This is a genomic window from Paenibacillus sp. FSL P4-0113 (genome assembly GCF_038009305.1).
In the GTDB taxonomy this organism is placed as follows: domain Bacteria; phylum Bacillota; class Bacilli; order Paenibacillales; family Paenibacillaceae; genus Paenibacillus; species Paenibacillus polymyxa_D.
Genome location: NZ_JBBPAZ010000001.1, coordinates 2711113 through 2724061, shown reverse-complemented (window position 1 = coordinate 2724061; position 12949 = coordinate 2711113). Strand labels below are relative to the sequence as shown.

14 protein-coding genes are annotated in these 12949 nt (G+C 43.8%); 7 read left to right on the top strand and 7 right to left on the bottom strand.

Annotation, left to right across the window (positions count from 1 at the left end):
* Positions 1–216: 216 nt before the first annotated feature.
* Complete coding sequence (locus MKX46_RS11660; RefSeq protein ID WP_341071256.1) at positions 217–990, bottom strand: alpha/beta fold hydrolase; 774 nt, start codon at positions 988–990, stop codon at positions 217–219.
* Positions 991–1175: 185 nt separating this feature from the next.
* Between MKX46_RS11660 and MKX46_RS11655 the strand changes: the two genes are divergently transcribed.
* From MKX46_RS11655 to arsC, 4 genes are all read left to right on the top strand, one after another.
* The gene (locus tag MKX46_RS11655) at positions 1176–2768 is read left to right on the top strand and encodes an alkaline phosphatase family protein (protein WP_341071255.1); all 1593 of its coding nucleotides are present in this window, start codon (positions 1176–1178) and stop codon (positions 2766–2768) included.
* Between the two features lie 81 nt (positions 2769–2849).
* On the top strand, positions 2850–3200 hold the full coding sequence (locus tag MKX46_RS11650) for an ArsR/SmtB family transcription factor (RefSeq protein ID WP_318628112.1): 351 nt from the start codon (positions 2850–2852) through the stop codon (positions 3198–3200).
* An 86-nt stretch (positions 3201–3286) separates the two neighbouring features.
* Positions 3287–4576, top strand: coding sequence for an arsenical efflux pump membrane protein ArsB (locus MKX46_RS11645; RefSeq protein WP_029519340.1), 1290 nt, complete (start codon positions 3287–3289; stop codon positions 4574–4576).
* A gap of 25 nt (positions 4577–4601) precedes the next feature.
* The gene (arsC, locus tag MKX46_RS11640; RefSeq protein ID WP_029519339.1) at positions 4602–5021 is read left to right on the top strand and encodes an arsenate reductase (thioredoxin); all 420 of its coding nucleotides are present in this window, start codon (positions 4602–4604) and stop codon (positions 5019–5021) included.
* A gap of 45 nt (positions 5022–5066) precedes the next feature.
* Here arsC and MKX46_RS11635 read toward each other — a convergent pair whose 3' ends face one another.
* A complete protein-coding gene (locus tag MKX46_RS11635; RefSeq protein ID WP_013373192.1) occupies positions 5067–5462 on the bottom strand; it encodes a winged helix-turn-helix transcriptional regulator in 396 nt (131 codons plus the stop codon).
* Positions 5463–5624: 162 nt separating this feature from the next.
* Between MKX46_RS11635 and MKX46_RS11630 the strand changes: the two genes are divergently transcribed.
* The gene (locus MKX46_RS11630) at positions 5625–6185 is read left to right on the top strand and encodes an NAD(P)H oxidoreductase (protein ID WP_341040049.1); all 561 of its coding nucleotides are present in this window, start codon (positions 5625–5627) and stop codon (positions 6183–6185) included.
* Between the two features lie 122 nt (positions 6186–6307).
* Here the strand turns inward: MKX46_RS11630 and MKX46_RS11625 are convergent, their stop codons facing one another.
* From MKX46_RS11625 to MKX46_RS11615, 3 genes are all read right to left on the bottom strand, one after another.
* A complete protein-coding gene (locus MKX46_RS11625; protein WP_209949882.1) occupies positions 6308–7558 on the bottom strand; it encodes an ABC transporter permease in 1251 nt (416 codons plus the stop codon).
* The gene (locus MKX46_RS11620; protein WP_209949883.1) at positions 7542–8861 is read right to left on the bottom strand and encodes an HlyD family secretion protein; all 1320 of its coding nucleotides are present in this window, start codon (positions 8859–8861) and stop codon (positions 7542–7544) included. Before MKX46_RS11620 ends, MKX46_RS11625 begins: the two co-directional genes overlap by 17 nt.
* 134 nt (positions 8862–8995) lie before the next feature.
* Entirely contained in the window at positions 8996–9529 is a 534-nt protein-coding gene (locus tag MKX46_RS11615) for a MarR family winged helix-turn-helix transcriptional regulator (RefSeq protein WP_029519335.1), read from the bottom strand.
* Between the two features lie 238 nt (positions 9530–9767).
* Between MKX46_RS11615 and MKX46_RS11610 the strand changes: the two genes are divergently transcribed.
* The gene (locus tag MKX46_RS11610) at positions 9768–10943 is read left to right on the top strand and encodes an alanyl-tRNA editing protein (protein WP_341071254.1); all 1176 of its coding nucleotides are present in this window, start codon (positions 9768–9770) and stop codon (positions 10941–10943) included.
* 12 nt (positions 10944–10955) lie between these two features.
* Here MKX46_RS11610 and MKX46_RS11605 read toward each other — a convergent pair whose 3' ends face one another.
* The gene (locus tag MKX46_RS11605) at positions 10956–11657 is read right to left on the bottom strand and encodes a YoaK family protein (protein ID WP_029519333.1); all 702 of its coding nucleotides are present in this window, start codon (positions 11655–11657) and stop codon (positions 10956–10958) included.
* Between the two features lie 193 nt (positions 11658–11850).
* Positions 11851–12369, bottom strand: coding sequence for a DJ-1/PfpI family protein (locus MKX46_RS11600; protein WP_069011589.1), 519 nt, complete (start codon positions 12367–12369; stop codon positions 11851–11853).
* Between the two features lie 148 nt (positions 12370–12517).
* Between MKX46_RS11600 and MKX46_RS11595 the strand changes: the two genes are divergently transcribed.
* Positions 12518–12910 carry a winged helix-turn-helix transcriptional regulator gene (locus MKX46_RS11595; RefSeq protein WP_013312050.1) on the top strand — a complete coding sequence of 131 codons (393 nt, stop codon included), beginning with the start codon at positions 12518–12520 and terminating at the stop codon, positions 12908–12910.
* The last annotated feature ends 39 nt before the right edge of the window (positions 12911–12949 follow it).

The following is a 12949-nucleotide window of genomic DNA, read 5'->3' as shown; positions in this document are numbered from 1 at the left end:
TTTACACCCCTTCAGATTTAGAAGCAGAATAATACATACCTATCCCATCTAAACTATATATGAACTTAGCATAATTTGTATATTTACATGGTATAAAATATTATATAATTTTTTTCACTTTGATGAGCAGCTCATATGCAAGGTCATACACAGACTAAGATACAATATCGGTAGTGGGAAGTAGATGTGTATACGATTTTCCCCGTAGGATGTGCCTTAAAGGCTAAAGCGGTTTACAAACTGCTTAATCAGTTCATTCAATGATCCGGCGGCCTTCGTAGGAAGGCGATGATCAGCTTTCTTAAGGAAAACCAGCTCACTATTTGGTAATTGTTGATGCAATATTTTGGCATAGGGATGAAAGTGCTTATCTTCTTCACCATAAACAAGCAGGACGGGAAGCTGGATTTCCCCGAGCTGTGAGGTGCAATTGTACTTCAAGCTGTATCGATAATATTGCTCGACATTCCTGGGATTTCCCTGCTTCGCATCGCTGAATAACTTACGGAACAAAGATAGCTGTTTCGTTTGTGACCAAGCAATAGAAAGGGCAAGTGTACCGACTGCGCCGATTTTGGAAAGAGCAATACCCAAAGAAATTTTGTTTCTTAGTCGCCCTTCGTTTACTTCTGACATTCCACTGATAACAATGCCTCCCCATGCCCGATCTGGATAAGTCAAGAGGAATTCAAGTACTATCGAGCCTCCGGTAGAATATCCACACAGAAATACTTTATCAAGGCTCATCCGGTCCATCAAATGTTTAATATCCTTGACAATGAGAGGGTAAGTAACCGTTTGCTCGGAAGGCTGACTATTACCGTGTCCTCTGATATCAAAAGCTATAGTTCGAAAATGGGGCGAGAGTCCTTGGATTTGGTATGTGTAATTTAAGCTTGTGAGTACTGGAGGGTGAATGAATAGGATGGCCATTCCTTCACCGGAATCCATATAATGCATGGAGTATTCGTTTATGTTTGTAGTCGTCATGGTTATGTTCCCTCCCTGAATGGTTTGATCTTAAATTTGGCCTATTAGATCCAAAAAATTCATGGAGGTGTATCTTTAATTGCTTGTATGAGATACCTTTGTCCCGATGATCCAATGCAGGAATAATTTTTTTAGTACAAGAAAAAAATAAGTGGATCAAGTTTTTCTAAGAAAGGGACACATACATGGGCATGAAGAATAAAGTTACCATAGCACTAGTGCTAGGTTTATTGTTGTTGGTCTTGGGGTGTAGAGCGGACTCCAGTCAACAGCTAAAACAACAAAGTGTGAAGCCACCTATCACAGTAAATCAAATGGGCAAAAAACCTGTCATTGTGATCTTGATTGATTCTTTAATGGATAAGCCTTTGCAAGAAGCAATTCAAGAAGGCCGTGCACCCGCAATGCAATATCTCTTAAATCAAGGGCAATATTTTCCGCATGTAGTGAGTTCATTTCCCACGATGTCTGTGACAATCGACAGCACATTATTAACGGGAACGTATGCAGACCAACATCATGTGCCCGGACTCGTTTGGTACAGCAACCAAAAGAAACGCATGATTCTCTACGGCAATGGTGCCAAAGAAGCCTTAAAGATAGACCAACTACAAGTATTCTTAGACGCAATTTACCAATTAAACCAAGTCCATTTGAACAAAAAAACGAAAACCATACATGAGGAATTGGCTGACAAAGGAAAAGAATCCGCGTCCATCAATGCTATTGTCTTTAGAGAGAAAACGAAACATGCCTTAAAAGTGCCTGACTTCATAGCGAATAGCAACAGGGTGCCAGAAAAAATGATAGTAACAGGGCCTAAATGGTTATCTTATGCAGCTCTGGCACAATTGAATCCGAAAAATAACTGGAATACTCCTTTGTGGAAAAAATTTGGGATGAACGATGAATTTTCCGCAAAAGATGCCGCTTTTCTAATCAGCCAGAAGAAACTTCCAGACGTAACCATCACATACTTTCCTGAGAATGATAATTTGGCGCATAGAAAGGGCCCGACTCAACTGAAGGGAATCGAAAAAGCAGATCAAGCACTGCAAACTGTGTTGAACGCATATGGTTCTTGGGAACAGGCTGTAAACAATGCGATATGGATTGTCATGGGTGACAGTGGACAAAGTGCGGTTTATGATGATCGACAGGCAGCAACGGTTGATATAAGGCCTCTTTTGAATCATTACCGCATTGCAAAATTAAATCAACCCGTAAGAACTGAAGACCAAATCGTGATTGCCGCTAATGAACGAATGGCGTATATCTATGCGATTAACGATAACGTGGAGTTGTCTGACGTGGTGAAGTTTTTACAAAATGAGGACAAGCTCGACATTATCGCTATGAAAGATGGTAAAAACAATATTCATGTTACAAAGGGGAAAACGGGTAAGCTATTTTCTTATCATCCCGGTGGAAAATTCATTGATGAATATGGACAATCGTGGACCTTGTCGGGCGAAGAGGACCTTGTGGATATTAAGGTGAATAACAACCGGATCAAGTATGGAAAATATCCAGACGTTTTGGCGAGGTTACACGGGGCAATGAATTCACATGAAGGAAGATATGTTGTCGTCACGGTCCAACCCGGATATGAACTCGTCGGTGAAAGTTCTCCCACCCACATCGGTGGAGGTGCTCATGGATCGCTGCATGAAAAGGATTCCCTTGTCCCATTAATTATTTCCGGAACGAATACACGCCCCAAAACACTGCGAATCGTTGATATAAAAGACTGGATTCTGCAATTGGTAAACGAATAAGTATTATTCGGTTCTTGATATTAAGATTGAACTCCATTAGCATATAAGCATGTAGTTATATAAGCGGAAGGAGGTCACACATTGGAGCAACTTGGTTATGTAGCCGATCATTTAAAGCTACTGGGGGATAAAACCCGGTTGGCCATGCTTTCCCTGCTAAGAGAAAGAGAATGGTGTGTTTGCGAATTTGTAGATATCTTTGATATGTCGCAGCCAGCAATTAGCCAACATTTGAGAAAACTAAAGTCGCAAGGGATTGTAAAAGAAGAACGACGAAGTCAGTGGGTATACTATTCCCTAAATGTAGACGATAAGCCGCATATTCAAGCTGTTCTTGAGCGTATGCCAGACTCCAAGCAAATTTTAAAATGGCTGAATAAAGAGGAGCCGATCACATTTTGTGAACCGGATTCCTCAGCTTGTTCATCCTAAAGACTGTTCCGTGTATCTCCTTGAGGGATAACGGTGCTATTATATAAGTATATGTTTATAAGGTAATATATTGGAGGTTTAGAACATTGATTTTGTTGGCATGCATTATATTTTTAGCCACTTTAGTATTGGTGATCTGGCAGCCTAAAAATCTGTCCATCGGATGGTCTGCCTGTGGCGGTGCCATACTCGCCTTGCTGGTGGGTGTCGTCGATTTGCATGATGTTTGGGAAGTTACTCATATTGTCTGGAATGCGACACTGGCTTTTGTAGCCATTATTCTGATTTCGTTGGTGCTTGATAAAATCGGCTTCTTCGAATGGGCGGCGCTTCACATGGCACGAGCTGCGCGAGGAAGCGGAACCCGGATGTTTGTTTATGTGACCATTCTTGGCGCCGTTGTTGCTGCTTTTTTTGCGAATGACGGTGCGGCCTTAATACTGACACCGATTGTACTGGCGATGGTTCGGGCACTTAAATTGGATGAGAAAATGATTTTTCCTTTTATTATAGCGAGCGGTTTTATTTCAGACACGACGTCGCTTCCGCTTGTGGTCAGCAACTTGGTCAACATTGTGTCAGCCGATTTCTTTGGGATCACCTTTATGGAATATGCGAGTCGCATGATTGTACCTAATTTATTTTCTTTAGCAGCCAGTATAGGAGTACTGTATCTTTTTTTCCGTAAAAGAATTCCGAAAACGTTTGATGCGACACAATTAATCAGGCCTGCGGAAGCGATTAAAGATCCAAAGATGTTCCGTATGTCCTGGATCGTTCTCGCGGTTTTGTTCGTTGGCTACTTTGCATGCGAATTTTTTAATATTCCCGTTTCGGTGGTGGCTGGTATTATTGCTATCTTTTTCTTATTGATGGCGCGTAGAAGCCCTGCAGTGCCGATGAAAGAAGTCATCAAGGGTGCTCCATGGGCTATCGTATTTTTCTCCATCGGAATGTATGTTGTGGTGTATGGTCTACGTAATGCCGGTTTGACGGATCTGCTGGCCCATGTGATTCAAGCGGCTGCCGGTCAAGGTATGTTTGTGGCCACCATGGGCATGGGTTTTATTGCGGCGATTATCTCGTCGGTCATGAATAACATGCCTACGGTCATGATTAATGCGCTTGCCATTGATGCCACCCATACAACTGGTATGGTCAAAGAGGCGTTGATTTATGCTAACGTCATTGGTTCTGATCTGGGACCGAAAATAACTCCGATCGGTTCATTAGCCACGTTGTTGTGGCTGCATGTGCTCCGTTCGAAAAACGTAAAAATTTCTTGGGGGACTTATTTTAAGACAGGCATTGTCTTAACCATTCCTACACTTTTTATGACCCTACTGGGCTTATATCTATGGTTAATCATTTCATAATGGAACATTGAAGGAGACGGTAATGATGGAAAAAAAGACAATTTACTTTTTATGCACTGGTAACTCTTGCCGCAGTCAAATGGCAGAAGGCTGGGCCAAAAAATACTTGGGAGACCGTTGGAATGTATACAGTGCGGGTATTGAAGCACACGGCCTTAACCCTAAAGCGGTGCAAGCGATGAATGAAGTAGGGTTGGATATTTCCGGTCAAACTTCAGATATTATAGATCCTGCTTTGCTGAACAGCGCGGATTTGGTTGTGACCTTGTGCGGAGATGCTGCTGATAAATGTCCTATCACACCTCCGCACGTTCGTCGTGAACATTGGGGATTTGATGATCCGGCTAAAGCACAAGGAACAGAAGAAGAGAAATGGAGCGTATTCCAGCGTGTACGGGATGAAGTAGGGGCTCGTATTCGGAAATTTTCGGAGACTGGTGAATAAACAAGGTACACAGCTTAGGTATAGTATTACAGCAAGCACGCCTCCTTAAAGGGGTGGTGCTTGTTTGGCGTTTTTCTCCTTCACAGAATACTCTTCCAACACCTTTGTTTTATCTCCATAGATCCTATCCAAATGATCTTCTCCCCATAAGCAAAAACGATCAAGCAGATCTTTAAAATCCCATCCATATTCACTAAGCTCATATTCCACTTTGGGGGGAACTTGGTTATAAATGATGCGGTGGATGATTCCATCCTTTTCAAGCTCTCTAAGCTGTTGGGTGAGCACTTTTTGGGTGATTTTCGGAATGAGTTGACGAAGTTCGTATGTACGTTTTCTGCCGCTGGTTAAATGGTGTAGGATAATGCCTTTCCACTTTCCACTGATGACCTCCAAAGTTGCCTCGATCCCGAGCATATAGGTTTTGGCTTTGTCTTCCATAGACTTTTCCCCCTCTCCGATCTGTAGTACAAAAAGCACTAAGGAACCTTAAAGTACCTACAGTACATTGAAGTGCGTACTTCACACTTTAATGTATAACATCCATAATAGCATCTGTAGACAGGGTTCACTAATTATGAGGAGAAAGAAGGTTACGGATACATGAAAGTTTTATTGGTCGTCACGCATCCTAGAGAAGATTCACTAACCCTTGCGGTCATGAATCGTTTTGTAGAGGGATTGAAAGAGAATAAGCACGAGGTAGATATTTTGGACTTGGATCGGGATGGATACAATCCGGTGTACAGCGCTGCAGATGAGTTGGATTGGAATACGACCCATAAACAATATGCTCCTGAAACACGGAAAGAGATGGATAGAATAGTGGCTGCGGATGCTCTGGTCTTTGTGTTTCCATTATGGTGGTATAGTGTCCCGTCCATGCTAAAAGGGTACCTGGATAAAGTGTGGAACATAGGTTTACTTCAGGAGTTCACGTCAAAGCAGGTTCTGTGGATATGCTTGGCGGGGGGGACGAAAGAACATCTGATCAAGTATGAATATCACGATTTGGTTACTAATTATTTGAATAAAGCCATTGCTGGTTACGCAAGAGTAAGAGAGTCCAAGGTGGAGTTCTTCTATGATACTTTATCCGAATCGAAAGAATACATTGAAGGTTTACTGGAGCACGCTTATCAATTAGGTCGGGCATATAAGTGAATTTTATTCTGATAACAATGATAATTTAATATTATTGAGGATTTTACAAAATCCTGATTATTGAAAAAGGGTTAAGGATCGTTAGACGGCACTTAACCCTTTTTTATTTTGTAGACGAGACTCTATCCTTTTATAGGCTCGTGCATAGGTGCTGATGGTGCCCCTTGCATAGATAACCCGCTGCCAGTTGTGCTTGCTGGAACAACGGGATGTGGTAATCCCTTTTCAGAAGCAGTGCCCGCAGTCTGCTTGGCCAGCTTCTGTTTCTCCCATAGGGCTCTGGCGATCACCAGCAAGGAGAGTACACCCACATATAGTAACAGAGAACCGAGTTCGGGAAGCATCTCCTGCAAAGGTGCACCACGCAGACCCATAGTGCGCAGGAATTTATACATCCATACAAAGGGGAAGAAATCACCGATTTGAATCGCTAAAGGTGGAAACAGTGATCTGGAAAGAACAGCCCCTGATAGAACAAAAGCAGGCATGAGTATCATCACCATTCTGCCAATGGCTATTCCCGGATGTGCAGCGCCCCATGCAACCAGGACATTGATACAAACGGTACCGAATACATACAGGACAACTGGAATTATAAAGAGAATTGGATTGGCCTCGAAACGGCCTCCCCCAAACACTTTAAGCATCCCTAGAGAGAAGATTAAGCCAGCCGTCGAAAACAGCGTATAAGGAAGCATACGCAGCAGGATGTTGAACGGATTTTGCAGCTCAGCAGCCAGCCTCTTGGAAACCCGGAGTCTGGCGACCAGAGGTAAGCTATTTATATTCAGTATCATAAAAGAGAACATACAAGTGAATGCAAGTATCGTCGTATTCTGATAGTCATTCGTTGGATTAAACATGGAACGCACTTCCAAGGCGATACCATTGAGGGCCCCTTGAGCCTGTTCTGCGTTCATCCCGGTTTTCAACATAGCTGGAACAGACAGTTCCATATTCTCGGAAACGCTAATTTCCTGCATAGCTGTACGAATCGAAGTAATAGATTGTACATTGGTATTATCGAGAATGAGACCCACGCGGCTGGAGAGGGAACGATTGTGATTGTCCTCTAAACCATGCGGCAATGAAATAACAGCCAAATATTGCTCATGATAAAAATACTGTTCAGGGTTGTCCGTATACGAAACAATCTCAGCTACGTTCATATACGGGGAAGCATCTATTTTCTGAATGAACTCACGGCTGTAAGCTGTGTTATCTTGATCCACCACTACCACGTTAGCGTCGTTAATTTGGCTGCTTGGGAGCAACAGTGAATACCCCAGTACGGCAATCAATGGGAAGATAATAGCTATAATCGGATACTTGGAGTGAACCAGATACGACCATTCATCACGAAGAGATTTCATTTGTATTCACCTCAACTGTCATGCCTGGTAGCAAAGCTGCTTCTCTTGTTACATATACACGTACCTGGAATGTAGCGGTATCTGCTTCTCCTTTTTCACGGGACATCTTCACATTAGCGAATTGTGGTGCAGCAGTTACATAGCGTACCGTACCTTTCAAGTCCTTATTGAGACCAGAGATATGAGTTTTAATTTCTTGATTGGCCTTGAATTTCCCCGCTTGTTCTTCATTCACATAGAGATCGTAATATAAATCGTTGGTTTCCAGGGTAATCACAGGAGCACCTTGCGCCACATTTTCGCCGACTTTGGTACTAATCGAAGTCACCTTGCCATCCTGTGGTGCTTTTAACACCAGGCGTTCTTTTTTGAGCAGCAACGTTTTAAGCTGAACTTCCTGTGTGTCTTTTTGTTGCTTTAAAAGGTCAATAGCCAGCTTCTGATCTGCCAACTGTTGACGACTCTGCTGAATGGTTTCCAGCTGGGTCTTGGAACGATCGACGGACAATTGGGCACCGCGAATTTCTTCCTCGGCTTGTTTTACCGAAACGGCTGCTTGTGTCGTCTGTTCACTGGCCTGCATACGTTCTTCAGAAGTGGCACCATGAAGTAGCTTTTGTAGAGCCTCTTTTTGCTGACTCAACTGATTTGTCGCTAAAGTCAAAGAGGATTCGGCATCATCCAACGCTGCTTTGGATGCACTTCCTGCATCATAGAGTGCTTTATTACGCTTATAGTTGGTCTGCGCAGTCTGAACGTTTTTGGTTGCTGAGGCTACAGCAATTCGTTGCTGCTGAACATCTTCATCCCGAACCCCGTTATTGACCTGTTGTTCCGCAGCAGTGGCTTGACGCTCAGCCGCTTGTGCCCGCTGCAATGCTGCCTGACTTTTACTCTCAGTCACTTGAGCTTGCGCGATATCTAGCTGTGCCTGTTTTTCCTGAGTTGCTGCCCGTGTATAGCCTAAATTGATGGATTGTTGTTGTTGGCTGATTTGCGTATTGAACTGGGCAATTTGTGTCCGCAGCTGCTCAATTTGCAGATCCACATCTGTGGAATCCAAAGTCATAAGGACAGTTCCTTTTTTCACCTTCGTTTCTTCTGTTACCGGGATGTTCAGGACTTTGCCTCCTACTTGTTCAAAAGATACATGAATGCTATCCGCATTTAGTGTTGTGCCTTTAACGGATCGCGAAGCATTGACTTGATCTTGTCCGTTGGTCTGGAGCAGGAAACCCCCGCCGATCAGACAGGCGATAGAAATGAGAGGGATGATGAGGCTAGTGGCTTGTGTGCGATTCATGGGTAATACGCTCCTTAGATTCATAAAATGGGTTAAACATAGACTCGAATAAATATCCTGATATGTACATTTTATTTATTCTTTTATTTAATAATTTAAAAGTTAGTCGGCTAACTAAAACGCAAAATTAAAACTTATTCTGGTTTTGCTGCTTTATATATCTCTTTTGCTTGAGGGATGCCACTTTCTATTTTTTGCAGTAACGTCAGGAGCAATTCCTTTTCATCGGTGGACAGGTGGCTCATCAGTGTGGAAGTGCTTGTAAAATGTATAGGCAGCAGTCTTTCCATCATTTCTGTTCCTTGTTCGGTCAGTTTAACAATGCTCATACGGCGGTCGGAAGGATGAACAGATCGAATAATAAGCCCATCGCGTTCCAGGCGGTCAAGCAGACCGGTAACAGTAGGCTTGCTAACCCCTACTTTCTCCGCAAGCTCTGTAGCCAGCAATCCTGTATGGATGTTGCGGTACAGAAGAATTAATATTGAAAATTTCCCATGAGATATACCGAACTTCTCAAAGCCCTCAAAGCTGACTTTAAAGACGCTGGAAGATACCCGCATAAAAAATAGCATAGCTTCTGTTGCTCTTACATCAATCTCGGGGATACGCATAGAAAATTCTTGTAGCGCCTCACGAGTGGGCAAGTCCCGTAAATCAAAATCCATAAGGTTCTCCTTTCTTCTTACAGTATGCTCCAATCAATAAATTAGTTAGCCGACTAATCTTAATCTATTCAAAAATGAATTTCAAGCTAAACTTTGTTAATCGTCATGCGATTGTTCACCATATGGAGGTTGTTCGTGCAATGGTTTAAGCTTTTCCCTACATTGATATTTACAATGGAGTGCTTGATAATAAGTGGATATCGCACGAGACCAAAAACCCAAAAGTGAGGAACCTGGAATGACGACAAAATTATACTACACTGCTCCAAATCTTACGGAGTGGGACACTCATATTACACAGAGCATGGAAAGAGACGGAAAATATTTGGTTACGCTGGAGGAAACGGCCTTTTATCCGCATGGTGGAGGCCAGCCTTGTGATACAGGAACAATTCAGGGCGTCCGTGTATTAGATGTTGTTCTCGAAGAAGGGGATATTTGGCATCAGGTAGAGCGTTTGCCGGAGGATCGGAAAGTAGCCTGCCGATTGGATTGGGAACGCAGATTTGATCATATGCAGCAGCATAGCGGGCAGCACTTGCTGTCAGCGGTTTGTCTAGAGTTGTTGGGTGCCCGTACGGAAAGCTTTCATCTGGGACAAGAATATGACACGATTGATGTGAACTGTTCGGATATAACGCCTGCGCAGCTATCGGCAATCGAGCAGGAAGTAAATCAGCAAATCTATAGTAATCGCAGCATAAAAAGTTATTTTGTAACCCGTGAGCAATTGAAGGACATTCCGCTTGTGAAAACGCCCAAAGTGACAGAAAATATTCGGATTGTCGAGATCGAGGGCATTGAATATAATGCTTGCGGTGGCACACATGTAGCTCAGACCGGGGAAATTGGAATCATTAAATGCTTAAAATGGGAGAAGCAGAAGGGGATGGCAAGAATCCATTTCAAATGTGGCGCTCGCGCACTCCAGGATTTTAACGATAGTGTTCAGATATTGGACGTGTTATCTATGAAGTTCAATACCGGGCGAAAAGATATTTTGACCCGATTCGAAAAGTGGGAGCAGGAGCATAAACAGCTTAAGGCGCAAGTGGAGCTCCTACAAGAGGAAAATGCTTCGTACCAGGCGACAGAGTTGCTATCTGCTGTGCGGGGGCATGTTCTTGCTCATGTATTCGAACAAAAATCCCAGCAGGACATGCAGCAATTGGCTACCAAGCTGACAGCTGAGCATGATTTGCTTGTTCTATTTGCCACAACAGCAGAAAACAAAATCCTTCTGGCACATAACGGCACCCAGTCTGTTAGCTGCGGAGCATTTTTGAAAGAGAATCTGGGGGCATTTCACGGTAAGGGGGGCGGTAGCAACCAATCAGCTCAGGCTGCATTCCCGTCCCGTGAAGACCTTTTGAATTTCTTTGAAACGGCCCAGCGCCAGTTCGTTCAGGGCTGATGTAATGGAGGATTAGTGGCGTAGGGGAAGCTTCCACTTTTCCTTTTCTGTAAATAAAATAAAAGAAAAAATAAGTGCAACAACAGCGCCCCAAACGGCTTTATCCCCAATTGTCAAAGTTAGAAATCCCCCCAGCAAGGCTCCTACCAAGAAGGCTGCCAGGATGACACCATAACGCATCGCTCGAATGGCAGCGTTCGTGTCCTTGGTCGTTACGGCGACATACACAGCCTCGATAGCTGATCGGAGGTTACCGGTGCTGACCGTGGAGGTGTACGGCACATCAATGAGCTTGCGGAAGGAAGTCATTTGCACGGAAGCGACGAACGAGACGATCACCACCACTACCGTATTGGGAACTCCTTGCGGAATCAATCCCACGATGAAGAAAATCGCAATTTCCAGTAAAAGAATTGCGCGGGTCCAGTCCGGAGTTAAACGGTGGGTTGATTTTCGTTTAATCCCTTCAGCAACAAAAACCCCCAGTGAAAAGGCGATCAGGGGCGGGATATAGGATAACGCCTGAATCCAGTGCCCCTGAATGACTTTGACAGCCAGCAGCACGATATTGCCTGTCTGTGCGTTGGCGAAAACACCGCCTCTTCCAACAAAGGTATATGTGTCCAAAAAGCCCCCTACTAATGATAGTAAGGCGCCCAGTCGCAACGATTCGGACGTTACCTGATGTAAATGTATTTTGCCTTTCATAAACACGGCATATAAGCCTCCTATGCTAAACGTCGATTGTTTAAAGCTAACACGAAAATCCAGGACCATACAATTAAATTAATCACTTAAGCATGAAAATGACACAAAAAAGCCACATCAGGTCCCATACAATAGAAAGGACGTGATGCGGCTTGTTGGAGTGCTGTTTAAAGTGTCATCTGGAACTTCGAGAATGTGCTTATTGCAGAGCTTGAACGAGGGCTGCGCCGAATTCCTGTGCACCATCTGGGCCATCGGCTGTAATAATGTCGCTATGCGCAACGACATGCTGAGCGAGATATTCGGCTTGATGCACTTGAAGCTGATCCTTTTGTATATCCACTGGATAGCATGTAGCCGTTCTACCAGAGAGTAGTCCGGTTTGAGCCACGGCTACAGAGCCTGCGCAGATGCCAGCCAATAAAGTCTTTTGCTCATGAGTTTGTTTTAGCAGAGTTTGGAGATCCGCGTTATTCCACAGATGGTCATTCGTACCTGATCCGCCGATCACAGATACTACATCATAATCAGCCAGCACAGCGTTTGTAAAAACAAGATCAGCTGTCGCTTTACCGTTGTAGTCACCCGTGATTTCGCCTGTTTTTGTACTAGCTAGGGTCACGGTAACGCCTGCTTGCTCCAGCGCTTCCTTCGGTTTAAACAATTCATCCTCATTAAAGCGCTCTGGGGGTATAATAAAAAGAGCTTTTTTACTCATACTTTATTCCTCCTTGAATGTGTAACGTTATCTACTATTGTAGGATGGCTTCGTCAGGCTGTGAAGAATGCACTTTCAAGTACGGAGGTTACCTGCAGGTTACTATTAGAGTGCAAGACCATGATGATTTAGAAGGAGTTAATTATATATGTCTGATACGCTAAGAGAAGAAATACGGGAGAAGATCGTTAACGGAGACTATAACTGCGAAAAGGAACTAACCTTGTCAGTGTTAAGCGGAAAATGGAAGGTCGTCATTTTATGGCATCTGGGTGTGGAAGGAGCGCATCGTTTCAGTGACCTGCAAAGGCTGTTTCCGAAGCTGTCGCATAAAGTGCTGACCAATCAGTTGCGGGAGTTGATGGAGGACGGTATTGTGCACCGGGAAGTGTATCCCGAGGTACCTCCAAAGGTGGAGTATTCGATGACCGAGCTGGGGATGACGATTTTACCCATTGTGGAGATGATGTATGACTGGGGGAAAAAACGGGTGCAATCCATACGTGAGGAAATGCAACGCAGCGGTGAGGGAAACGTTTAAAGTTCCTTCATATGAAAAATAGAACGCCTTGCACTATGA